The 22,907-nt window shown below is 49.4% G+C and carries 26 protein-coding genes and 3 pseudogenes; 13 read left to right on the forward strand and 16 right to left on the reverse strand.

Annotated elements, in window-relative coordinates; genetic code table 11:
• Nucleotides 1–21: 21 nt before the first annotated feature.
• From MN084_RS00910 to MN084_RS00925, 4 genes are read right to left on the reverse strand one after another with little or no spacing between them, the layout of a single operon-like run.
• Nucleotides 22–612, reverse strand: coding sequence for a pilus assembly PilX family protein (locus MN084_RS00910; protein WP_241085230.1), 591 nt, complete (start codon nucleotides 610–612; stop codon nucleotides 22–24).
• A 21-nt stretch (nucleotides 613–633) separates the two neighbouring features.
• Entirely contained in the window at nucleotides 634–1,746 is a 1,113-nt protein-coding gene (locus tag MN084_RS00915; RefSeq protein WP_241085229.1) for a PilW family protein, read from the reverse strand.
• Nucleotides 1,743–2,243 (reverse strand): type IV pilus modification protein PilV, encoded by a 501-nt coding sequence (gene pilV, locus MN084_RS00920; RefSeq protein ID WP_330178262.1) that lies wholly within the window; start codon nucleotides 2,241–2,243, stop codon nucleotides 1,743–1,745. The genes MN084_RS00915 and pilV (MN084_RS00920) overlap by 4 nt, the downstream gene beginning before the upstream one ends.
• Entirely contained in the window at nucleotides 2,234–2,857 is a 624-nt protein-coding gene (locus tag MN084_RS00925; protein WP_330178263.1) for a GspH/FimT family pseudopilin, read from the reverse strand. The genes pilV (MN084_RS00920) and MN084_RS00925 overlap by 10 nt, the downstream gene beginning before the upstream one ends.
• Before the next feature lie 416 nt (nucleotides 2,858–3,273).
• Here MN084_RS00925 and MN084_RS00930 point away from each other — a divergent pair, with 416 nt between their 5' ends.
• The 8 genes from MN084_RS00930 to MN084_RS00965 all read left to right on the forward strand — a co-directional run bounded on the left by MN084_RS00930 (nucleotide 3,274) and on the right by MN084_RS00965 (nucleotide 10,164).
• Nucleotides 3,274–3,756, forward strand: a complete 483-nt coding sequence (locus MN084_RS00930) for a GspH/FimT family pseudopilin (protein ID WP_241085226.1) — start codon at nucleotides 3,274–3,276, stop codon at nucleotides 3,754–3,756.
• Nucleotides 3,740–4,204, forward strand: a complete 465-nt coding sequence (pilV, locus tag MN084_RS00935; protein ID WP_241085225.1) for a type IV pilus modification protein PilV — start codon at nucleotides 3,740–3,742, stop codon at nucleotides 4,202–4,204. Before MN084_RS00930 ends, pilV (MN084_RS00935) begins: the two co-directional genes overlap by 17 nt.
• Nucleotides 4,164–4,703, forward strand: coding sequence for a PilW family protein (locus MN084_RS00940; RefSeq protein ID WP_241085224.1), 540 nt, complete (start codon nucleotides 4,164–4,166; stop codon nucleotides 4,701–4,703). Before pilV (MN084_RS00935) ends, MN084_RS00940 begins: the two co-directional genes overlap by 41 nt.
• 19 nt (nucleotides 4,704–4,722) lie before the next feature.
• Nucleotides 4,723–5,187 (forward strand): PilW family protein, encoded by a 465-nt coding sequence (locus MN084_RS00945; protein WP_330178264.1) that lies wholly within the window; start codon nucleotides 4,723–4,725, stop codon nucleotides 5,185–5,187.
• A 21-nt stretch (nucleotides 5,188–5,208) separates the two neighbouring features.
• Complete coding sequence (locus tag MN084_RS00950) at nucleotides 5,209–5,661, forward strand: pilus assembly PilX family protein (RefSeq protein WP_241085222.1); 453 nt, start codon at nucleotides 5,209–5,211, stop codon at nucleotides 5,659–5,661.
• 299 nt (nucleotides 5,662–5,960) lie between these two features.
• On the forward strand, nucleotides 5,961–7,718 hold the full coding sequence (locus MN084_RS00955; RefSeq protein WP_241085221.1) for a hypothetical protein: 1,758 nt from the start codon (nucleotides 5,961–5,963) through the stop codon (nucleotides 7,716–7,718).
• A gap of 17 nt (nucleotides 7,719–7,735) precedes the next feature.
• Nucleotides 7,736–9,661 (forward strand): pilus assembly protein, encoded by a 1,926-nt coding sequence (locus MN084_RS00960; protein ID WP_241085220.1) that lies wholly within the window; start codon nucleotides 7,736–7,738, stop codon nucleotides 9,659–9,661.
• A 50-nt stretch (nucleotides 9,662–9,711) separates the two neighbouring features.
• Nucleotides 9,712–10,164, forward strand: a complete 453-nt coding sequence (locus MN084_RS00965) for a type IV pilin protein (protein WP_241085219.1) — start codon at nucleotides 9,712–9,714, stop codon at nucleotides 10,162–10,164.
• Nucleotides 10,165–10,201: 37 nt separating this feature from the next.
• On the opposite strand, the gene ispH is transcribed toward MN084_RS00965, so the two are convergent.
• The 3 genes from ispH to MN084_RS00980 form a co-directional block, all read right to left on the reverse strand.
• Nucleotides 10,202–11,137, reverse strand: coding sequence for a 4-hydroxy-3-methylbut-2-enyl diphosphate reductase (ispH, locus tag MN084_RS00970; protein ID WP_241085218.1), 936 nt, complete (start codon nucleotides 11,135–11,137; stop codon nucleotides 10,202–10,204).
• Between the two features lie 68 nt (nucleotides 11,138–11,205).
• Complete coding sequence (locus tag MN084_RS00975; RefSeq protein ID WP_241085217.1) at nucleotides 11,206–11,658, reverse strand: FKBP-type peptidyl-prolyl cis-trans isomerase; 453 nt, start codon at nucleotides 11,656–11,658, stop codon at nucleotides 11,206–11,208.
• 52 nt (nucleotides 11,659–11,710) lie between these two features.
• Nucleotides 11,711–12,262 (reverse strand): cob(I)yrinic acid a,c-diamide adenosyltransferase, encoded by a 552-nt coding sequence (locus MN084_RS00980; protein ID WP_241085216.1) that lies wholly within the window; start codon nucleotides 12,260–12,262, stop codon nucleotides 11,711–11,713.
• 632 nt (nucleotides 12,263–12,894) lie between these two features.
• On the opposite strand from MN084_RS00980, the gene MN084_RS00985 reads away from it, so the two are divergent.
• Together MN084_RS00985 and MN084_RS00990 are read left to right on the forward strand one after the other, a co-directional pair.
• Nucleotides 12,895–13,233, forward strand: coding sequence for a transcriptional regulator (locus tag MN084_RS00985; protein WP_241085215.1), 339 nt, complete (start codon nucleotides 12,895–12,897; stop codon nucleotides 13,231–13,233).
• A gap of 179 nt (nucleotides 13,234–13,412) precedes the next feature.
• Nucleotides 13,413–13,652 (forward strand): TRAM domain-containing protein, encoded by a 240-nt coding sequence (locus MN084_RS00990; RefSeq protein WP_241085214.1) that lies wholly within the window; start codon nucleotides 13,413–13,415, stop codon nucleotides 13,650–13,652.
• Between the two features lie 160 nt (nucleotides 13,653–13,812).
• Here MN084_RS00990 and MN084_RS00995 read toward each other — a convergent pair whose 3' ends face one another.
• Entirely contained in the window at nucleotides 13,813–14,019 is a 207-nt protein-coding gene (locus tag MN084_RS00995) for a YgaP family membrane protein (protein ID WP_241085213.1), read from the reverse strand.
• Between the two features lie 371 nt (nucleotides 14,020–14,390).
• Between MN084_RS00995 and MN084_RS01000 the strand changes: the two are divergent.
• Nucleotides 14,391–14,945, forward strand: a pseudogene (locus tag MN084_RS01000) (AAA family ATPase).
• Between the two features lie 24 nt (nucleotides 14,946–14,969).
• On the opposite strand, the pseudogene MN084_RS01005 reads toward MN084_RS01000, so the two are convergent.
• Nucleotides 14,970–15,319 (reverse strand): annotated as a pseudogene (locus MN084_RS01005) (cupin domain-containing protein).
• Entirely contained in the window at nucleotides 15,316–16,287 is a 972-nt protein-coding gene (dusA, locus tag MN084_RS01010; protein WP_241085210.1) for a tRNA dihydrouridine(20/20a) synthase DusA, read from the reverse strand. Before dusA ends, MN084_RS01005 begins: the two are co-directional and overlap by 4 nt.
• Nucleotides 16,288–16,413: 126 nt before the next feature.
• On the opposite strand from dusA, the pseudogene MN084_RS01015 reads away from it, so the two are divergent.
• A pseudogene (locus tag MN084_RS01015) lies at nucleotides 16,414–16,665 on the forward strand (transposase); the annotation flags it as partial.
• A gap of 447 nt (nucleotides 16,666–17,112) precedes the next feature.
• Here MN084_RS01015 and MN084_RS01020 read toward each other — a convergent pair.
• Nucleotides 17,113–17,472 carry a transposase gene (locus MN084_RS01020; protein WP_241085209.1) on the reverse strand — a complete coding sequence of 120 codons (360 nt, stop codon included), beginning with the start codon at nucleotides 17,470–17,472 and terminating at the stop codon, nucleotides 17,113–17,115.
• Nucleotides 17,473–17,872: 400 nt separating this feature from the next.
• On the opposite strand from MN084_RS01020, the gene MN084_RS01025 reads away from it, so the two are divergent.
• Nucleotides 17,873–17,995, forward strand: coding sequence for a hypothetical protein (locus MN084_RS01025; protein WP_277400079.1), 123 nt, complete (start codon nucleotides 17,873–17,875; stop codon nucleotides 17,993–17,995).
• 152 nt (nucleotides 17,996–18,147) lie between these two features.
• Here the strand turns inward: MN084_RS01025 and nhaD are convergent, their stop codons facing one another.
• From nhaD to MN084_RS01050, 5 genes are all read right to left on the reverse strand, one after another.
• The gene (gene nhaD, locus MN084_RS01030) at nucleotides 18,148–19,584 is read right to left on the reverse strand and encodes a sodium:proton antiporter NhaD (RefSeq protein ID WP_241085208.1); all 1,437 of its coding nucleotides are present in this window, start codon (nucleotides 19,582–19,584) and stop codon (nucleotides 18,148–18,150) included.
• A 255-nt stretch (nucleotides 19,585–19,839) separates the two neighbouring features.
• Nucleotides 19,840–21,258, reverse strand: a complete 1,419-nt coding sequence (locus MN084_RS01035) for an FAD-binding oxidoreductase (protein WP_445083872.1) — start codon at nucleotides 21,256–21,258, stop codon at nucleotides 19,840–19,842.
• A complete protein-coding gene (locus tag MN084_RS01040; protein WP_241085207.1) occupies nucleotides 21,245–21,826 on the reverse strand; it encodes a BON domain-containing protein in 582 nt (193 codons plus the stop codon). The genes MN084_RS01035 and MN084_RS01040 overlap by 14 nt, the downstream gene beginning before the upstream one ends.
• A 108-nt stretch (nucleotides 21,827–21,934) precedes the next feature.
• Nucleotides 21,935–22,522, reverse strand: a complete 588-nt coding sequence (locus MN084_RS01045; protein WP_241085206.1) for a phosphoheptose isomerase — start codon at nucleotides 22,520–22,522, stop codon at nucleotides 21,935–21,937.
• Nucleotides 22,519–22,896: a YraN family protein gene (locus tag MN084_RS01050; RefSeq protein ID WP_241085205.1), complete on the reverse strand. Its 378-nt coding sequence runs from the start codon at nucleotides 22,894–22,896 to the stop codon at nucleotides 22,519–22,521. The genes MN084_RS01045 and MN084_RS01050 overlap by 4 nt, the downstream gene beginning before the upstream one ends.
• Nucleotides 22,897–22,907: the final 11 nt, after the last annotated feature.

A 22,907-nucleotide genomic window follows, 5' to 3' on the forward strand; every position in this document is an offset into this window, starting at 1 on the left:
CTTACTTGTATTTCGGCGTTGTCAGAAGCTGAGGTGGTAGGTTGACTGAAGCATCACTTTTGCGTCGTCCGTGCCGCCGGTGGCAAATGATGTGATCCGATACAGCTCATCGCGGGTGATGTCCTGATATCCCATAAATTCGATGATATATTTGGGTAGTGTGGTAATCCCTTTACTGTTGGTCAAGCTGGTATTTGCATGGGATCGGTGACGCTTAGCATTGGTCCAGACCGCCAGGTTACCGGAGTGCGATGTAGGGCAACTCCACATATCCCAACGGTCACTGATGCCGCCGGTCTCGCAGGGGCTTTTTGTTTTGTCATAATTGGGGGTGTTCTCCCTGCTAAAGCAGAGGCCATTGGCGCAGGTTTTACTGAAGCTGCCAGGGAATATTGTCGGGCTTGTGGCCTGGGATTTAACGTAGCGTTCACCTTCACGTAGCGCCGCCTCCGCTGCCTGGAATGCGGTGTGCTGGTCCCGCTCGTTTTGGGTCATGCTTTCTTCCAGGGCGGTGGTGCTCATTGCAGCAACTCCCAGTAGCGTCGTGACCAGCAGGAGTACCAGGCAGAAAGCCAGCACAACCCCACGTTCTTTAGTGGATGGATATTGCATCATTGTGTCTGCTTGTTCGGATCATAGGTCAAGCCCGTGATTGCGTACTTGAACGGTGGCTGTGAACTGCCTTCTGATGTAATTGTCCGTATGGGAGGTGGATTCGGTTTCCATGAAGGTATAGGGCTTAACTCCCCCGCTGGTGGGTTCGATGGACCTGACCAGCAGAAAAAGCCTCACGCTGGCGACCTTGCTCCAGTCGCCCACGCTGTCGGCTGTTACATAACGGTTGGCAATGCCATCGGCAGTGGCATCGGTGTCGACGCCGTAGAGAATCTGAAGATTCTCTATCCCCTCGATAAGCTCTTCCGCCTCTACTGCGACGCTACCACTACTGGCGACAACAACGCTATGGTAAAGCGCTGGTATGGCTTGTTTCTGACTGTTCTTTCGCCCATCAGCAAGATAAAAAATTGAATTCTTCATGCGAAGAAGCTTGGACTTATCATTGTAATTAATAGATCTTGCTTTCGAGCTCCAATTAGAGCAGTCAAAGTTGCCATACAGATTGCTCGTGCAATTGCCCGGGGTAGCTGTGCCTGTGCCGTGGTTTATGGTGTTGGTCTTACTTCCTGTCGCCTGGAAAATTCCCGCCTGCTTTCCCAGGCAATCTACAATCATCAGAATTTCACCCTTTTTTATATTGTGACTGCCCTTTTTTATATTGTAATTGGCTGTCAGGTGTATTTTCGCATTATTGGCATCGTGACTTTTCACATAAAAATAGGTGTCATCGCCCCCCCGGCTGATGGCGATGGCATCTGTATCGGTGATGGCACTGCTTAAAATTTTGCTGGGGAGGGTGCTGCCTTTCTTCAGCTCAAACCCAATGACGGAGTCATTGAAGTTGTACACCCAGCTATCGGATGTGCTGTCGACAGAATTACCTGTCGATGCCACTGCGCAGCCGATGAAACCGGCCATGCGAATCTCTTTGGTGAGAAACTGAATTGCGAAGCGACCATTCTCCTGAATTCGGGAGAGTGCCTCTGCGGTCTGATAGGATATTTTATTGCTTAGATAGACTTGGATGGCACCTGCTGAAAGCAGTAGTGAAAGTACCAGAGCGATCATGATTTCCACCAGGGTCAGGCCTCTGATGGTAGCTGGAAGTATGGTGTGTAGTTGCTTCATAGTTCGGTTCTGAAAGAAAGCGTTAGAGGCTTTCGCGACTGTATCCAGTCTTCCGAATCGAACTCCACCACAACATCGTCCCACCGGATGTCGACGGTGACCATCTTGCTTGCGGTGTCGATGGAGACGCTGCCATCACCACTCGGCAGTGTGGCAGCGAGTGCAACTTTCCAGTTGGCGACATCATAGCCGGCCATGGTACCCGAATCACAATTCTTTGTTTCGCAATCGGGCAACGAAGAAGCGGCATATGTTTTGCCGCCATATGCGATTGCATACTTTGACTTTGAATCGGATTTTTCTGCCTCGTCACGGTTGGCCCGCATGCGATCGATGATATCGTAGGCCAACTGTGTTGCCTGAGCTCGCTGGTATGCGCTGTTGGTGTTCTTTAGACTGATTATTTGCATCCCTGCAGTCCCCAGTAATCCAAGAGACAGCACTAAAGCGGCGATCAAAACTTCAAGTAATGTGAAGCCTTTCTGGTTCATGAGCATTTTAATTCGTTGGGTGAGGCCAGGCCATCGTCATGGACACCATCGTTGTCGGAGTCACTGCTGAGTCGAATTCGGCCGGTGGTACTGATGTAGAGGGCTCGTGCATACTTTACAGCAGAGCCGCTTTCACACAATTTAAATGAGCCTGCTTCTTTTGAGAAACCGTTGCTCTTGAAGCGCACATAGGAGCTGGTTGCTGTACTGGCTGCGTAGGCGAGAGTGTCCGATGAAGTGAAGCCGCTTGATACCTTAATTGCGGTCTCATCAGAAGAATCGAAGGTGCCATCAGCGTTGGAGTCTTCGAACAGAATCCAGCCATTTTGCCAGTTTTTTGCGCAGGACGTGCCATTGCTGCTGCTGCAGCAGGACGTGCCATTGCTGCTGCTGCAGAGGGTGACAGAACGTCCCCTCTTAATAGCCTCCGAGCGTCCCTGGTTCAATGTGGCGGCCAGGGAGTTTATCTCTGTTGCCACCCTGTTTCTTATGAGGGTGTCCCGGAGCGCTGGAGCCGCAAGGGTAAGCACCACAGCAGCGACTGCCAGGGTAATTATCAGCTCAATCAGCGTGAAACCCGAATTGCTTCCTTGCATGATCTCTCTATTGCTTCTTTGCATGATCTCTCTATCTGCTTCTTTGCATGATCCCTTGAAACAGCATACCCGGGTTCTGAAACCCGATGCCAACACCAACTATATAGACGGAATGCTCTGATAAATTCGAAGTAATAAAGATGACGTGACGTTTTTTTCCGACAAGTGGCCTATTTTTAGCGCAGCCTCTAACTGCGGCCCGCTTCTTCCTGGCCTTCTTGCTACTCAGGCTTCACGAATACCCCGTGACTATCTTTTATTCACCATCAATCAGAAACAGAATTATCCAGCTTCCACAATTTTCATAATCATTGTGCGTGGCACGATTCTGTGGCTTCTTGTTTTCACAAAACTGTACGAAATAAAGAGACATGGTTCACTGCTTTATTCAGACGTTACCTTATTATAAACAAGGGATAACTACAGAAGTCATTAGTTATATGAGCGCAAATAATGGACTCACCCTGATTGAGCTGGTGGTGACTATCGCTGTGTTGGCTATTACCCTCGGCCTCGGCGTGCCCAGCTTCAATTCACTGATTATCAACAACAGGCTGACTACACAGGCTAATGCCCTTGTCGCATCAGTCAACCTCGCCCGTAGCGAGGCGGTTAAGCGGGGTGTTCAGGTCAGGATCGCTGAAGAGAGTGGCAATTGGAAGAGGGGCTGGAGAGTAACAGTCGCAGGGGCCAAGAATAGGGTTTTGTTGAGAGTGCAGTCTCCATTCGAAGGAAAATCAACCCTGAGTGCCTTGCGTGACAGCAACAGAGTCAAGCAAATAAATTTTTCGCCAAGGGGTTTTTTGATTGGTAATGCGGTTACTTTCGAGCTTTGTAATTCGGGAGCCTCTGCGAATAGACAGAAAAAATTGATTATTTCATCCTCAGGTAGAGTGAGGGTATCGGATGGTGCGTGTTCATAAATATTTCCTGCCATCTCAGTCGAAAGGTAGAGGTTTTTCACTGCTTGAAGTTTTGATTTCTATTGTTGTTCTCTCTGTTGGCCTGTTGGGTATTGCGGGCCTGCAGTTGATGAGTCTCAAGATGAATGACAGCGCCTATTGTCGCAGCCAGGCGGTGGTTCTGGCTGAAGATATGCTTGAGCGAATGCGTTCAAATCGGATACTGGCAATTTCCGGTGATTATGATTATGCGGGCGCGAATAACAAAAAAAGTGATGGGGTGAATACGGCACCTATAGAGGATGTAGAGCAGTGGTTAAAGCTCCTAAAGGAGTTGCCGGGAGGAAATGGAAAGATAGAGCGAAGTAATAACGACATAGTCATCGTTACCGTTGAATGGAATGACAGTCGTGGTGAATCGGGTAGTGGTGGTAAACAAAAGAGCTTTATGGTTTCTACTCAGTTATGAGGCACTTGGTTCAGTGACAACGAATCATAAACAGGTTGGCGCAGGCCTCGTTGAAATCATGGTGGCTATTGCCATTGGCTTGTTTCTTGTGGCAGGAATAGGCCAGATATTCGTCAGCAGCAAACAGACCTACAGAGTCACGGAAGCATCCTCCCGGCTACAGGAGAATGGACGCTTTGCAATGATAATAATGGCTGAAGATATTCGAATGGCGGGTTTCCGTGGCTGTGGCTCCGAGGGGCTGAAGATCAATAATGGACTGAAACTCGATAAAACAACAGGGGAGATTTCTGCAGGCTATCAATTCAATCAGGCCGTTGTCGGCAAGACAGAGAACAGTAAGGATTTCATCACAATACAGTATGCATTGGATAGAGGTATCAGTCTGAGCAAAAGCATGACGAGTCGTTCCGAGGCTCTTGACGTTGGCTCTAACGGGATACTTAAAAAGGGTAGTGTTATTTTGTTATGCGATGCGATGCGATGCGATTCAGGCTGATATTTTCCAGATTACAGATGTGACAACCTCGATTAACGACGACATAAAAAACCACACTGCCACTCATACTGTTTTCAGTAATGATCCTTCGCCTGGAAATGAACATTCTGCTGATTGTGCAGATGCTGATGCTCACTGTACGTCCAAAGCGTATGCGAAAAATGCAAAAGTGATGCTGATAATGACGGTTTCCTATTATGTCGAAAACGAGCACTTGATGCGGAAACAAAATAATATTGCAGCGAAGCTAATCGATGGAGTCGAGAGTATGAGTCTGGCCTATGGCGTCGACACGGGCGGAGAGCGCGATGTTGATGAATATCGCACAGCTTCAAAGGTTGGTGATTGGGAAAACGTAAGAAGTGTTAGGGTTGGCCTCAATTTAAAATCCTTGGAAAGCAATCTGGGAGTCACCACTGGCAAGTCATTAAAGAGATCTTTTTCCACCACCATCAACCTGCGTAACAGAACCTTGCCAAACTGAATAAAGCAAAAGGTGTTTGTGATGAGTATCAAGATTATCCAGATACAGAAGAATCAGAGAGGGGTTGTGCTTGTGGTTACTCTCCTGCTGTTGCTGGTGATGACTGTCATTGGCCTTGCATCAATGAAAACCAGCACTCTGGAAGAGAAAATGGCAGGTAATTTGTTTGACCATAGCCTGGCATTTGAAGCTGCCGAGAGCGCATTAAGAGATGCAGAATCCTGGTTGGATGAGATGTCGGGAATATCAGATTTTAATGATGAAACTGGTCTGTATCAAAAAGACGAAAACACAGATTTTACTGAATGGACAGCTGATAATTCTGTTGAATATAAAAAAAGTAAACCCTCTGGTGTAAGTAAAAAACCACGTTACATAATCAGGCACATGGATGATATTTCCGATACAAAGGGCGACCTTAGTTTGGGACAATATGGAAAGCTCGGATCTATGCCTGATATTAACGGTGTTTGAGGTAACTGTGCGTGGTTTTGGGAACAGTAACAACTCGGTAGTAAAGCTTCGTAGCCTCTATGGGAAGGCATTATGATGATATGGTGTGATCAATCTTCCATGCACGTACCCCCGCCGGGCGGCTATGAGTTGATAAATAATCATGGCTGTACGCTTGTCTATACATTTCTCTTGACGTTGTTGTTGGTTACTTTCCCTGTAACGTCGGTATCTTCGATTGGTGATATTGACCCGTTACCACTGTTCCTGAAATCCGGGGCGAATCCCAATTCCTGCTTCTGGTAGATGATTCAGCTAGTATGGATAACGAGACTCTGATGGAGGGGCTGTATCCCTATACTACTTCAGGGATAGAGCGGGAAGCCAATTTTCGTGGGCGTTATAGTATCCACACTGGCCGGGGGGAGGTGATATCTGAGATATTGTTCGATGATGGTGATCGTTCCAGGTACATGAAAGGCCTGGTTTCAACTATGCAAGCTGCTGAAAATGTCAAGAGTGCATTGACAGCTAAAAATATTGATCCGCATGACTGGGAAGATGCCACTAAGGGTGTCTGGCGTGCACGTAATCACAATTTCAATACACTCTATTATAATCCTGATGTCGAATATAAACCTTGGGTTGGCTTTAATCAGCAAGGGAAAAAGTATGGCAATGCTGATTTTAAAAAAGCGATAGGATCTTCTCCCTTTAAGAGTAAAAATCCGAGAATAGTTGATCTATCAAGATCGGTTTATGTTGAAAAAGATCGGCCATGTGTTATTGGCGAGTTAAAATGCAGAGAATATAAAACAGGCAACATAAAAGGTTATTCCAAGCGCGTAACTTTTCAACTGAATTCATCGACTTATTGGGTATGGGTATGGGTATGGGTATGGGTATGGGTATGGGTATGGGTATGGGTATGGGTAGATACTTCTGAAAATGGAAACAGCCATCAGAACAAAAGGGTTGATTCCGATGACACCCATAAGAGGGTGATTATCACTACTGGCAAACAGTGTGGTGGTGGTCAGACGCCAATAAAGAATGGATGTTTTATCCGAACGAGGGATGAAGAGAAGCAAAATTTCGCTAATTGGTGGCAGTATTATCGTAATCGTCTGTTGGTTACGCAGAGCGCTTTGGCTCTGGCGGTCTCTCCTATGGAGAGTGTGAAAATGGGGATATCGACACTACATCATAACAGTCACAATGAGAGAAAAGAGATAGTAAATATAGGCTTGGATGATAGTGAAGGAACCGAAAAGCGCGGCCTAATGGATGCTATCTTTCAAGTCGATACGTCAGGTGGTGGTGGTACACCTCTGAGAACAGCGCTACATCAGGCCGGCAAGTATTTTGAATGTACGAGTACGGTCCTTTTTAATTCGGAATCGCCAGCGTGTCCAGTGGTTGAAACCACGGGCGGTGAGTGCCAAAAGAATTTTACGATTCTGGCAACGGATGGTTTCAATACAAAAAACCTTGAAGATAAGGGTGAGGTCATAGGGAATGCTGATAATGATGGAAGACCTTCAGCGCTAAATGCATTTGATAAAGGCCCTTATGGTGATCATGTGAGTGCAACACTGGCTGATGTTGCCATGTATTACTACGAGCGTGATCTTCATCCTGACATGGCCAATAAGGTGCCCATTCAATGTGGCATTGATCAGAATCCGGCCCAACATATGGTTACCTACGCGATAGGGCTCGGTATCAGTGGAACCCTATCTACTGATGGTCTGCCACCACAAGCCAGCTACGAATCTGCAGATCCGAAATGTACGGCAGATGAGGCCCTCGAAGGTGAGTGGCCTGATTGGGGTGATCCTGTTGCTGATAATGAAGATGCCAGGAAAAATGAACTTATTCATGCCGCTTATAATGGCCGTGGAGAGTTTATATCCGCTTTCCGCACTCAAGTCCGTATTGGAGAGCGCGATAGCGCAATCAGGCTCGGCGTCGTCGGTTGCTTTCTCTATCAGGCCAGTCGGAAACGGATGGCGTGCTCTATTTTGCATAGTTCAACCCCAATCATTGGAGTGGTGATCTTAAATTTTATTCACTGAAGAAGAGTGGAGGGTTATTGTCAAAACCATTTTGGTCAGCAGCCACGAAGCTAGACCAGAAAGACATAACAAACGATCAGCGTGTCATTATCACTTATGACCGGCATGACACAAAAGATGGAATTCCTTTTACCTGGGAGGTTATTGAGGGTCTTGGCGCTGCAGGTTCACTGTATAAGGACCTTGCTTATGGTGGCAAAGATGAAGCCGAGGAGCGTCTGAATTATTTGCGGGGAGAGCGAGGCAAAGAGAAAGGGGAGAAAGATGGAAAGTATCGTAAAAGGGAAACCCGTCTGGGGGACATAGTGCATTCTGGACCGGTATACGTTGGCAAGCCGGAGTTGGGCTGGCCGGATACCGAACCTTTTCCAATTGAAACCGATTTGAAATATAGCGATTTTAGAAAAAAACATGCCAAAGATCAGTCAGACAATGCTCGCGAGGCGATGGTCTATGTTGGTGCAAACGATGGTATGCTTCACGGTTTCGATGCGGATACAGGTCAAGAGAAGCTGGCTTATATTCCAGGGGCGCTCTACTCTGAAACAGAGACTGCAGGACTGCACTATCTGACAGATCAGAAATACAACCACCGCTACTATGTGGACATGACGCCGAGCGTAGCAGATGCCTATATTAAAACCGAAAACGAGTCAAATGCAGCGCGTTCGTGGGCGACCCTGTTGGTTGGTTCATTAGGTGGCGATGGTCGAGGTATTTTTTCCTTGGATGTTACAGATCCAGGTGATTTCAGTGAAGATAAAGCAGAAGATATTGTTTTATGGGAGTTCACTTCAGAGGATGATCCTGATCTGGGGTATACCTACAGCAAGCCATCTATCGTATTGACCAATGCGAAATCGGGTTCAAACAATCGCTGGGCAGTCATCTTTGGTAATGGTTACAAGGGAAGCGACACGGCTCAGCTCTTTATACTTTTCATTGAAGAAGGGCTGGATGGAGTATGGAGTTACGAAAAACACGATTATATAAAGTTGGATACAGGTATTGGTTCTTCAGGTAACAGAAATGGCCTCTCTTCTGTCTCTGTGGTGGATACCAATGGTGACTGGGTGGCAGATCGCGTTTATGCGGGTGATCTTCAGGGCAATATGTGGGTCTTTGATATATCGGGCGAGAATTTCAAGAACTGGGGCTCAGCCTATAAGTCCGGATCAGATCCACAGCCCCTCTTCACTGGGAACCGAGATCAGCCGATTACCACTGCTCCTGTGATTATCGACCACCCGACTGTTGCCCCGGCAGATGGAAATACACCCAACCTGATGGTTTATTTCGGCACGGGACAGTATTTGACCAGTGACGATATTGTAAACATCGATATGCAGTCTTACTACGGAGTCTGGGATCGGAACAAAGGAGTGTTGAAACGGGATAATCTGCAGTCACAGACACTTAAAAAAGATGTGCCTGGCAACGGAGAAAAATTCCGCTTGCTGACAACTCACTCCGTTGAGTACGAAGGTGTTGATGATGACAAGATGGAGTATGGCTGGCGTATTGACCTCGAGAATGATGGGGCCGGAGAAAAAGGCGAGCGCGTTGTCGTCAACTCTGTTGTCCGAGGTAATAATATCTATTTTAATACACTGACCCCTTCGCTTGACACATGTAAGGCGGGTGGAGATAGCCGGAAGATGGTTGTTGATTCAGCGAATGGAGGCGAGCCAAAAAAACCTGCGTTTGACTATAACAATGATGGCGTAGTGGATGCTGAAGATGTTGTTCAAGTCGGTGGTGAAAGTTATGGAAATCAAAGCGCATACAAAAAAGAAGAAGGGATTGTATCGGGATCTTCATTTCGTTGGGGCAGTGAGTACACAGGGAGTTCCACGAAAAACAAACCTTTGCCTCGCACGGTGGAAACGTTACCACGGGGCAATCAGGGTCGAATCTCATGGGAGCAGCTTTTTGATTTTTAATACCGGGGTTCACCAAAACTATTACCCAATTAATCGCTGGAGCGAGATGGATGGGCATTCCTAAAACTGGGTTTTCTTTGATAGAGCTGATGGTTGTCGTTGCCATTATCGGAATCCTGGCATCGATTGCCTACCCCTCTTACCTGGAGCAGGTGCGAAGAAGCCGCAGGGCCGATGCAACAGGAGCGTTGATGGGATTGGCCGGTGCCATGGAACGTTACTATACCGAAGAGGGTAATTATCTGGGAGCTGCAACTAACGCTGATGGAGTGGCCAATACTGGTTCCCCACGATTTTTCCCGGACAAAAGCCCTTTGGATGGGCCTGATGCGTTCTACAAGCTAGAAATCCATGATGCTTCGAGTGACACATATACTCTTCATGCTATTCCGGTTGGTGCTCAGGATGGAGATAAATGCGGCACGTTAACACTCACCCAAACTGGCACCCGTGATATGAAAGGCGCAGGAGATGACCCTCCTACGATCAGCGTTTGCTGGTAATGATACCAGGCTTATCTTCTCGGAGCGGGTAAACAATTTATTGCAAAGATTTGGGTAATGAAAATACAACACTCTCCTCATGCCCCTGGAGCGTGCTTACCTCGGTAACACCCAATGTCTTAAGCTTTTTTATCACATTCTCGACCAAAATATCCGGTGCTGATGCACCCGCAGTTACGCCAATGTTATCAGTTCCATCGAGCCACTCTGTCCGTATATCGACGGCACCATCGATGAGGTAGGAGGGAGTATTCAGTTTCTTTGCAATCTCTCTCAGGCGGTTGGAGTTCGAGCTGTTGGGTGATCCTACAACCAGCACCAGATCACAATGCCGTGCCAGCTCTTTGACGGCATCCTGGCGGTTTTGTGTGGCATAGCATATATCGCTCTTTTTCGGACCCTGTATCAAGGGGAACCGCTCTCTTAGTGCGTCGATCACTTGTGAGGTATCGTCCATGGAGAGAGTTGTCTGGGTGACGAATGCTAGTCTGCCAGGGTTGTTGATCTGTAACTTTTTTACGTCATCTGGAGTGACCACCAGATAGATACCATCCTGGCTTGCCTTCTGTTCATATTGGCCCATTGTGCCCTCGACTTCAGGGTGGCCACGATGGCCGATCAGTATCACCTCATGGCTGTTGTGGCTATGTCTTGCAACCTCCAGATGGACTTTTGTCACCAGGGGACAGGTTGCATCGAAAACCTGCAGATCGCGTCCTTCAGCTTCTCTGCGTACACTCTGTGATACCCCGTGGGCACTGAAAATTACCGTATTTCCATCCGGAACTTCACTGAGTTCATCGACAAAAATCGCCCCTGCCTGTCTCAGGCTTTCCACCACAAAGCGGTTATGCACTACCTCATGGCGTACATAAATGGGTGACCCGAAGATCTCAAGAGTGCGTTCGACAATCTCTATGGCACGGTCGACACCGGCACAAAACCCCCGGGGATTGGCAAGTTGTATTTTCATGATTCAGGTATCCAGATGTCGTGGCGACATATGCGAGAATAATTCAATCTGATAGTGAGTGTTAGTCGTCAAGGTGTCTGGTTTGTGACGTCTGTGATCTCAACGGTAAAAGCAATGTCATCACCGGAGAGGGGATGGTTGAAGTCTACTTTGACCCTCTCTTCTTCTATCTCTAGCAGGATACCGGCAACTTCCTCCCCGGTAGGTGTTTCAAATCCGATCACCAAGCCTTGTTCAAGTTCAATCTCCGGTGCAAAATCCTTGCGGGATATGTAATTGATCTTATCTTCATCCCAAGGCCCAAACGCATGCTCCTCTTCAATAATCAGCGACTGTTTATCGCCGGGCTTGAGGCCGATAAGTACCTGCTCCAACCCCTCTGTCAGGCTGCCATCGCCGATTGTCAGGGTTGTGGGTTCTTCGCCGAACGTGGATATAACCTCTGTCCCATCGCTCAAAGCAAGTGAGAAGTGGAGGGTGATGGTACTGCCGTGGGCTATTTTTGGTCTGTTCTGTGACAAGATAAAGTCCTGCTTCAGTAGCGGTTGAACGGTTATTTGTGAGCTGCTCGCTTTATTTCTGTTTTTTCCAGAAAACCTCTTTCCCATGATTCATCCTCGCCAGTGTCCGAGCCATGACAAACAGTAAGTCGGAGAGACGATTCAGGTATTTCAGAGCGGCCGGATTGATCTCCTCATCCGTCTGTTGTACCAACGTCATCAGGCGCCGCTCAGCCCGTCGGCAGACAGTGCGGGCATGGTGGCAGCTTGCTGCCTGGAGGCTGCCACCGGGCAGGATGAACTCTTTCAACGGTGGAAGAGTTTCATTCAGTTTATCCAGTTGCTGTTCAAGGAGAGTAACCGCGTTATCGGTCACAACCCGATAGCCGGGCATAGACAATCCTCCACCAAGGTCGAACAGGTTGTGCTGGATATTGGTAAGCGATCCATCAATAGACTCTGGAACATCCTGGGCAATCAGAAGGCCTATCAGGCTATTGAGTTCATCGATGCAGCCAATGGTTTCTATGCGGGTGCTGTCTTTGGCTAGCCTTTTGCCATCGCTGAGGCTGGTTATCCCCTGATCCCCGGTGCGGGTGTAGATTTTTGATAGCCGGTAGCCCATTGTTGCTTTTAGCCTTTGGAGAAGAAAAAACAATGGTAATAGCGATTTGGTCGTGGTGCTATGTTTTTTAGTGGTTGGTGAGGGATCAGGCAATCTTTCGGCGTCAATCGACAGTTCCCGTAGCTGCTGTTGATGAGTGGAAAAGATAAAGAGATCGGTCGGAAGGTCTGCCAACCCAACTTGTAGTTGTAACTTGAATCAGAGTTCCTGGGTGATGAACAGATAGGCCAGAATGCCCAGGAGAAGTGCAACGGTGGTATACTGAAGAACAATACAGATACCCGGAAGGCTATTACATGCTTTGCTGAATCTGCATAGCGCACAATTCTTTAAATAATACCTCTTTACTGCTCAAACAAAACTGTTATCATGCAATACTCTAATATTATTAAATTCTATCTTTATTCTGGGCATCTTCGCACAACACCCCGGCCAACCTGATAAGTTTGAATGTTGTGATTAAGTGGCTAGATATCTGCTGTTATTCAAAGAAAGTTGATAAGGAACGGGTTAAAGGTAATCAAGTTTGACAACTTACAGATTGGGATAGTCATTATTTTCTAATGGCCGTAAACTTCGCCGGTATGAGCTACGGCGTAGCGTAAAGATTTGACGGTTAGAGGTGATTAGCGATGTTAATCGAAGGACCCATGAATATAACCATTGGCGATCCGGCTGATGGTCAGGGGCGGGTGCTGGCGATAACCTTTAAACCGGAATTTCAGGCTCTTGAGATTGCAGAGCAAGGCACGGAATTCAGAGCGTATTTGCAGAGTTTGAGTGACAATATCTCCGATATTAAGGATGAAAATGACCGTGCCAGGGCGGGTATGTTGATCGTGCAACAGTTTGCCGAGCTGCTGCTGCCCCATATCGAGAGTAGAGCACTTGCTCTGGACGAGAGCATGGTGGTCCAGATTCGCCAGGAGTCTCAGGTTACCGCGCTGACTGACCTTCTTACTTCTGAGTAAATCGGTTGCATGAATAATCAAACATCTCCTCAAATCGGTTTTGTCAGTCTTGGCTGTCCTAGAAATCTGGTGGATTCAGAGCGAATGTTGACCCAGCTGCGGGTTATGAAGTTTCGCCATCCTAATGAAGGAGCCGACCGGTTCCTGAAGAGGTGAACCAGGAGCGCTTGGCGAGATTTATGAAGCGACAGGCTGAAATCAGCACCCGGCGGCTGACAGCCAAAGTGGGCAAGACGATGATCGTCCTGGTGGATGAGGTGTCTGACGATGAGGCGATTGTCCGCAGCGGGGCCGATGCTCCAGAGATTGGTGGCCAGGTCATTATTGCAGGCCCGTGTGATCTTCAGCCCGGTGACTTTGTTGAGGTGAAGATTACCGGTTCAGATGAGCACGACCTGCTTGCCGAGCCGCTGGTATAGTCTTTGGCAGGGTATCTGAAAAAATAGAGTGGTAGGTTGAGTGGCTCTTAACTAAGGTTCAAACGTCATCTCGACGCCGGAATGACCAATTAGAGGGTCGAAATGGGTAGTTGGACCCCGGATTTCTGCAATCCTTGTAGAAATCCGGGACGCTGGAAAATCAAGCGCTTTTAACGCCCAGCTTCCTCAGGATAATTGCCAGAGGGCAGAGTCCAGTGAAGGCTGACTGAAAAAGGTTAAGACCGACAAAGGCCGTGAACCAGTGCCAGTTGGTGTTATGGAATATAGGGCTTTGCTCCCAGCCAAGAGCCAGACTCAGCAGAATAAAAAAGCCGGCAAAAGCGAGTATCATACGGTCAACGGTCATTATCATTACCTCAGATAAGGGTTAAAATTAGTCAGCCGCACCTAATTTACCTGCGGCGGCGCGATACTAGCATGATCTAATACCAAGTCAATTCAGTGATTGCCCTGTGGTTGTCGAATTTCATCAACAATTAATCGCCGCTCTGTGCGATCTCCGTGTGGCTCCTGGTGGGGGATTTCGCCTGTAGGATTAAGAAGCCGCTGGATTTAGGATTTCTCCATGCTGGAGCATCACAGGCACTTCTGCTATGAAGAGATTAGGCGGAATCAGTGTCTTCCATCCGATATCTATCTGGGCGTGGTTGCGATCACCGGTTCGCCGGATGCCCCTCTTTGAATGGAGATGAGGATGTGATCGATTACACCGTCAGGATGCGGCGCTTTCCCCAGGATGGCCCGGAAGAACAAGGGAGAGCGGAAGTCCTGAATGATTTTTCCACCTATCTGAATCTGGCTGAAAGCTACACACATCTGTGTGCCCCGGCGTTGATCATCACCTATGGTCTATCAGGTTCAGGAAAAAGCACCAAGACATTCCGCTGCCTCGAGGCGCTGTCTGCCGTTCGTCTGCGTTCTGATGTGGTGCGGAAGCAGTTGGCTAAGATGAGTGCATGGGAACGGTCGGAAAGCGGATAGTGGATGTTGGTTTTATGGTTATCCTCGGCGCCACCTTTTTGATGGACGGACAGGGGGGAACCGTTTCAGGCATTGGCGGAGGCTTTTGGAATACCGTTTGTTATTCTTCACTGCCAACTACCGGCAGATGAGCTAAAGCGTCGAATTGTGCGGCGTGAACAGGAAGGGGTAGATTCACCGGAGGCAAGTATCGTCGTGCTGGAGAGGCAGATGGCGACGGCTGGACCACTTACTGTTGCAGAGCAGCGGTTTACCCTGACATTGGGTGCTGAGCCAATCGAAATTGCCTAGCCGGCTGCTTTGATAGATTATCGATTACTCAGCATCAGCACCCAATAACAGCTCCGTATCTCCATGCGCATAAGCCGACGCACAACAGAAGAGGATCATCAGCGGTTCATTGCCGGTGTTGGTAATACAGTCCGCAGTGTCCGGCGGTATGCAGATCGAGTTATCTAGCTTCATGGTAAGCCGCTTACTGCCGGGGGTATCTCGCCGTTTCCTGACGTAATATAGTGGCGATGCAAGTGGGTTACTCCAGCGGGAACAGTTGCCTCGGTAAGGCTTTGGTTGCTGACACTATGGTGATCGGGGTGTAGCAACTCTCTTATTTCAGAACCATCTTTAGTGATGCAGCGTTTGATCTGATGATAGTGTGTTTTCATGGCGAGGCTGGCACCTTACCGGCAGCTTCAAGGATGACCTCCGTCCCGGCTCCTTTTCGGTATGCATTCTCACTCAGATGCCGGCGCCAGGCTCTTGCGCCAGGCTCTCCCTGAAACAGCCCAAGGATGTGGCGTGTGGTCCGGCTGATGGGCACCCCAACAGAAAGCTCCATCTCCACAAACGGCATCAGTCGTTCAATAATACTGTGTCTTGAAGGTATTGGATGATTGTCATCAAACAGTCGGCGGTCAGCTTCGGCCAACAGCCAAGGGTTGTGATAAGCTTCTCTCCCGATCATAACCCCGTCAACATGTGCCAGATGCTGCTCTGTCTGTTCCAGGGTGCTAATGCCTCCGTTGATAATGATCTCCAATTTGGGGAAGTCGGTTTTCAGCTGGTAGACCGTGTCGTATTGAAGGAGAGGGACCTCCCGGTTTTCCTTCGGACTTAGCCTTTTCAGCCATGCTTTGCGGGCGTGGACGATAAAGGTCTGGCAGCCCGCATCGGTGACTTTACCGACAAAATCAGTCAGCGACTGATAGCTGTCGAGGTTATCAATTCCGATGCGGTGTTTGATTGTTACGGGTATATCTGCGGCATCTCTCATTGCCTTGATGCAATCGGCCACCAGCGAGGGTTTGGCCATCAATGAGGCGCCAAATTTTCCTGCCTGAACCCGGTCGGACGGACAGCCGACATTAAGGTTGATCTCGTCGTAGCCCCATTGCGAGCCTAACAGTGTACATTTTGCCAAAGCATCAGGGTTGCTGCCACCAAGCTGCAGGGCCAGTGGATGCTCCTCTGGATTGAAATCCAGATGGCGGTGGGTATCGCCATGGAGTAAGGCGCCTGTTGTGATCATCTCGCTATAAAGCAGCGTATGACGGGATATCAGCCGCAGGAAATAGCGGAAATAGCGGTCTGTCCAATCCAGCATGGGGGCGATGCATATTTTGCGATTAAGCATGGGGGTATATCCCAAAAAAACAGTTAAATTAGACAGAGTCTGTTCAGTAAGTCAGGCTGCCACCAACATAAAATACCTCTACCGAACCGGGAAAATACTATTGATCCATGCAGTGGAGGTGTCAACACGCTGTTCAACTACCCGGAGGACAGACGAAAAGTGATCTACACGACCAACGCCATTGAGTCGTTGAACAGCGTCATTCGCAAAGCGATCAAAAAGAGGAAGTTGTTTCCAACCGATGACTCGACGAAGAAGGTAATCTACCTGGCAATCCAGGTCCCATCGAAAAAGTGGACAATGCCGATCCGTCATTGGAAACCAGCATTGAATAGATTTATGATTGAGTCCGTAGAACGCTTAGCAGTATATATTTAACCTTGGCTGTTACACAGAAAACTTTACAGGCTCTATTTAGGAAGCGAGGTTCTGATAACTCTGCCTTACTAACGCGTAATGTACTCAAGCGAATGTTTGCTCATGCTAAGGGGTGTTGGATCATTTAATCCGGCAGCAGCTAACGATGTGGCCATCACAGCGGTGGCTTTTGTTTTGGTACATCATTCATAGACATGCTGGATCACCCAATGCCGATGTAGCAACCAACGTGGGAGTGTCCCTTCTTGCCAGTATTCCTCCCATCACTCGACGTGGTCCAGGTTCCGGCGCAAGTACTGCAACTGTTGCTTGATCCCCCAACGCCGTACCTTTCCGGCAGGATAACGAATTGCCTGTTGAGCGATTGTCGCATCCAGAATCAGTTTGCTCTGGCGGTCCGACGCCTCTTCTTCAGATGCACTCCCTGAAACTGAGGGCGGTTCATCATCACCTTTTTGCTGCGACTTTCCTATTCCATCTGGTCGACTCTAAATGGCTGAGCTTTTTTTTATCTTTATACTTTACCAGCGCATCGATGACAGCACCATGAAATGCCTCAAAGACCGACGGCCCCATCCGCCTGCAAATCTCAGCAGATAACGAAGGGGCAAACGGCACATCCATCTGATAACCCGATAGCCCTACGAAATACTGACAATAGGGATATTTCTGGATCTGCAGGATAATCTCTCTGTCGGAAAGGCAGAGCTTGTGTTTAATGATTACCGCGCCAATGATCAGTCGGGCATCTTTTGCCGAACGACCCTGTGTGTCAAAGTCCCTGATAGTAACTTTCTGCCAATTCATCCCTGGGAATACACTCGCTCATTTTAACCCAGCGGTTGCTTTAATCCGGTGCTGTTTGAAAGGGCCAATCAAATTCAGCGAGAGGGATTTGTCTATGGCTGTGATATCGGATCATAGGTGCATGGCTTTTGGTGGATATGGCTCATTTTTCGAGCACCATTATACCTGATACGGTGTATTTACGGCAATAATATCAAAGAGTTATGGTTTATGAGCAGGCTCCACATAACATCTGAAGCCAGGGCCGATAGTTCAAATATCCCAAGCCGCCAGCTGACGGGGCGACGCTGTAGAGAAAGAGCAGAGTGTCCCACTCTGCCCGCGCCACTTGAACAAAGATATCGAGAGGGATTGGCATGCCTAGTCCCTCTTCATCTCGTATGCTGCTCTCTGTGGGCTGATGGGTGGTTTTCAGATAGAAGCCGAAGAACTGCAGATAGGAGAGGCCGATCAGCATGCCGGTCAGTGCCAGGGCGAGTGGATAAAACAGGAGAGCGTTGTGTTGACGAAAATCGTTGCATGATGTTGGCCAGTACTCGATTAAGGTAGCTCTGAACTCTTCAATTCTACCTTGATGGAGTACTAGGATCCTATGTTGCGGTCAGGCCAACATGATAGAGAAAATTGAATAGATATAAACCTCCAGCGGTCGGCTGCCGGAGGTTTTGGCAGGGTTTAAAACATGCCGGAATTAATCCACATGTGGGTGAAGATACTGGCTACATAGCCAAGACCGATGACCGGTGCCCATTTGAGATGCCCGAAGAAGGTGTAACGGCCTCTGGCCTGTCCCATCAGAGCAACGCCCGCGGCAGATCCCATGGAGAGCAGGGAGCCGCCGACGCCGGCTGTCAGGGTCACCAGCATCCACTGGCCCATGGACATGTCAGGCATCATGGTGAGCACAGCGAACATGACCGGGATGTTATCAACAATGGCTGAGAGCATGCCCACGGTGATATTGGCGGTGGTTGGACCCCAGTCGATGTACATCAGCTCGGAAGCCAGACTCAAATATCCGATGAAGCCGAGACCGCCGACACAGAGAACCACGCCGTAGAAAAAGAGCAGTGTATCCCACTCCGCCCTGGCTACTTTGTTGAAGATATCAAAGGCTACCGGATCACCCATCTGGCCTTCATGCTCAGGGTCTTCTGCTTTGCCATGATGGTCGATATGGGAGGTTTTCTTCAGGAAGTAGCCAAAGAACTGCAGATAGGCAAGACCTGTCAGCATGCCGATGACTGGGGGCATGTGTAAGAAGTTATGGAAGCTGACGGCGGTGACGATGGTTAGTAGGAAGAGCACAATGATGCGTTTGGCTCCCCGTTTCATTGCAACTGCGTTACCGCCTCCTGTGGGATGTTCATTCGGGACGGCAAAATGCATGATTGCCGCCGGCACCAACCAGTTAACCACGGAAGGGAGAAACAGGCTGAAGAAAGTTGTGAAGGAGACGACGCCCTGGGGTGTCACCACGGCTTTCTGCCATACCATCAGGGTGGTGATATCGCCGAAGGGGCTGAAGGCACCACCGGCATTGGCTGCTACTACAATGTTGATACAGGCGAGCAGGATGAATTTGTTATTGTCACCGCCCACTGCCAGCACTACGGCGCACATCAGCAATGCCGTGGTCAGGTTGTCTGCAACCGGTGAGATAAAAAAGGCCAGTACGCCGGTAATCCAGAAGAGTTGCCGGAATCCAAAGCCTTTGCCGACCAGCCAGGAACGCAGGGCTTCAAAAATACTGCGTTCGTCCATGGCGTTGATGTAGGTCATGGCCACCAGCAGGAAGAGCATCAGCTCTGCATATTCAAGCAGATTGTGGCGTACTGCGGCCTCCGCTTCGTGGTTGAATCCGTGAGAGGCATAGGCCCAGGCAATAATGGCCCAGATGAGACCCGCAGCGAGGATGACTGGCTTTGATTTGCGCAGGTGAGTGAACTCCTCAGCCATGACCAGTGCATAGGCCAGTATGAATATGGCAATACCGGTGAAGCCCACCCAGTGGTTGGTCAGGTCGATGTGGTTGCCGCCCTCTGCGGAAGCCAATGCCAGCCCTGGAAGGATCGCGAGTAGGATGAATAGATAATAGAACGCTTTGTTCACTGCGGTTGCTCCTTGTTCAGGGCTTTTTTTGCCATTTTTCTGGTCTATGTGCCTTTAAAAAATCCAAAAAATCAAGTCCATTCTACTTTATTGGCACCAAGTTATATCACTTTTATCCAGTGGGTTTTCTTTTGCATTCACAAAAACAGGTAATCCAGGGTGGATCGAAGTGCAAGTTGTCAATCCGTCCGTGGGGCGGAGGGATTGGCGGGTGGCTTCTTCCTCTGCTATCCGTGTGTCCCATTATCGGCTCTATCAGAATGCTTCAGGAGGTGGGATTGATTTGCCGGGATTGAGTATCCCTGCCGGATCGAACTGCTTTCGGATATCGTTCATCAGCCGCAGGGCGACCGGGTCGATCTCGCGGTCGATAAAGTCCCGTTTCTCCAAGCCGACCCCGTGCTCACCGGAGAGGGTGCCGCCGAGTCGCAGCACCAGATCGAACAGGGCATCGAGGCACTGATGGGCGCGGCGCATCTCATCCGGGTCATCAGAATCAGCCAATAGATTGACATGTATGTTGCCGTTCCCGGCATGTCCGAAGTTGACGATCTTGATGCCGGTTTCTCCTGACAGTTGGTCCAGTTCCTCTATCAGGTCTGGAATACGGGAAACCGGAACGACGATATCTTCATTAATTTTTTTCGGTGCCACATTGCGCAAGGCCGGTGACAGCGCTTTACGGGTACGCCAGAGACTAGCTGTCTCCTCTTTTGTTCGGGCGATATGAATATCGACGAGCCCTTCTACGCTGGCTGCTGTTTTTACCGCCTCGGCAGCTTTATCCAGGCCGTATGCCGGTCCGTCGACCTCAATCATCAACAATGCACCTGCTTCCGGAGGAAGTGCCAAATCAGAGTAGTTACGTACCATCTCTATGGCGGTGCCATCCATGAATTCCAACGTGCAGGGTGTCGTTGGTTGGGCCATGATGCTGGATACGGCTTGGGCAGCGGCATGCATATCTTTGTAGGTTGCCAGTAAGGTTGATTTTGCTTCCGCCAGAGGGGTAAGTTTCAGTACCGCTTCCGTGATCACTGCCAGGGTTCCCTCGGAGCCGATCAGAAGTCGTGTCAGATCGTATCCAACCACCCCTTTAGTGGTGATGACGCCAGTACGCATTTCTTCCCCGGCGCCGGTAACCGCCCGCAGGCCCAGTGTATTGTCCCTGGGGGTGCCGTATTTAACCGCCCGTGGACCAGCGGAGTTGTAGGCCAGGTTGCCCCCGACCGTGCAGATAGCGGCGCTGGTTGGATCAGGCGGCCAGAAAAATCCCCGTTTACCTGCTGCCTGTTGCAGCTCGGCATTCGTCACGCCGGGCTCGACGCGCGCAATGCGATTGGCCGGGTCTATTGCCAATATTCGATTCATTCTCTCCAGGGAGAGAATGACACCACCCCGGTCCGGCACCGTGGCACCGGTGGTGCCGGTTCCCGTGCCCCGGGGAATCAGGTTGATTCGCTCTCTGTTACAAAGCAGCAGTATATCCCGTACCTGCTCATGGCGGGTGGCAAAGACCACGGCTTGGGGCAGGGCGTGCCGGCGGCTGTTATCGTAACCGTAAGGCCAGCAGTCTCCCGGGTCTGTGAGTACCGCCTGTTTGCCGACAATGGCGCATAAACCCTTGCAGGCTTCGTCATTCAGCGGGGGGAGCTTCTGTTCAGATGTATTCAAAAACCTTTACTACCTGCTTCACGCCGCGCAGATACCTCACTTTCTCAACAGTGGCGTCGGCCTCCTGCGGCGTAACCAGGCCCATGAGGTAAACAACGCCACTTTCGGTAACCACTTTTACCCGGAATGGGTCAAATCCCGGGATTTTGATTTTGAACAACTGGGTTTTTGCCTTGGTGGTGATCCATGTGTCGGAAGCCTGCTGTGAAATGCCGGCATCAGGGCTAATCTGCACCTCGTTCACCACTCGTTTAACCTTTGAGATTTGGCCTACCAGTCCGGCGTATTTGCTGCGATAGCTTTCACTCTTCGCTTGACCTGTAAGCAGTACGACTTGATTAAAGCTGGTCGCGCTGAAGCTACCATGGTCAGCAAGGTCGGTGTTGGTATGGAGAATGTTCAGCGCCTTGAATTCAATGGTCTGGTCATCCAATGCGCTACCGCCGGAACGCCGGTCATGGGCTACTGAAGCGCCGGTTGCAACACCGCCTAGGATTATCGGCGCGCAACCTTGCAGTATGCCGAGAATCAGTGTGGTAGCGGTCAATAACAGTACGGTTGTTCTCATTGGATATCTCCGTTTCTAGATACAGGTTGCTGGTTGCCAGCCGATATTATCCGTCCATTGTACGTTTTTTGATACGCAACTTCTCAATAACACTGACGCAGCTGCCTCTCAGCTACCAAGGAGTTGCTGGTCGATAAGATCGCACAGGCAGTGAATAATCAGTAGATGAACCTCTCTGATGCGTATTTTTGAATCTGAGGGGACTTTGATCTCCACATCAGTTTCCCGTAGCAGTGTAGTAAGGCGACCGCCACTCTGACCGGTTACTGCAATCACTCGCATTTCACGCTCGTGTGCAGCTTCGACAGCGGCATTGGTATTTTCTGTGTTGCCGCTGGTGCTGATAGCCAGCAGAACATCCCCCGGGTGGCCTAGCGCCCGGACCTGTTTGGCGAAAATTTCATCGAGGCCGTAATCGTTGGCGATAGCGGTCAGGGTGGAAGAGTCGGTGGTGAGAGTAAGGGCCGGGAGTCCGGGGCGCTCCCGCTCAAAGCGGTTGATCATCAGGCTTGAGAAGTGCTGGGCGCTGTCGGCTGAACCGCCGTTACCGCAGCTGAGAATCTTTCCTCCTTCCAGCAGTCGCTGGACAACGAGTTCGGCAGCATCGGTTATTGGGCCTGCCAGTAAGGGTGTGGCATCTATTTTCAGCTGAATGCTGGCATTGAAATTTTCTTTAACACGGTCAATCAAGTTCATCTGAATGTATCCATTTGAAATGCGTCGGTAATCCACTCGATCTCTGCCGGGTGTTGTCCTGTTATTGCTACGACATCAAAGCGGCAGCTCATATCATGCTGACCGCAGCTGGTAAGATAGTAGTTGGCGGCGGTTATGATTTTTTGTTGTTTCGTTTTCGTTACGGTCTCAGCCGGGGAGCCGAAGGCGGTATTTTTTCGATATCGGACTTCGACAAATACCAGGTTTTTTTCCTGTTGCATGATCAGGTCTATTTCACCCCCGCGGCAGTGGAAGTTCCGGGTCAGCATGACCAATCCCTGCTGCTCCAGGTACTGTTTGGCCAGCTTCTCCGCCTTGATGCCCAATTCCATTTTAGGCCTGTGGGTGTTCATGGCAGGCTCCT

Origin of the sequence: Candidatus Vondammii sp. HM_W22, from assembly GCF_022530855.2 — a bacterium.
Lineage (GTDB): Bacteria > Pseudomonadota > Gammaproteobacteria > Chromatiales > Chromatiaceae > Vondammii.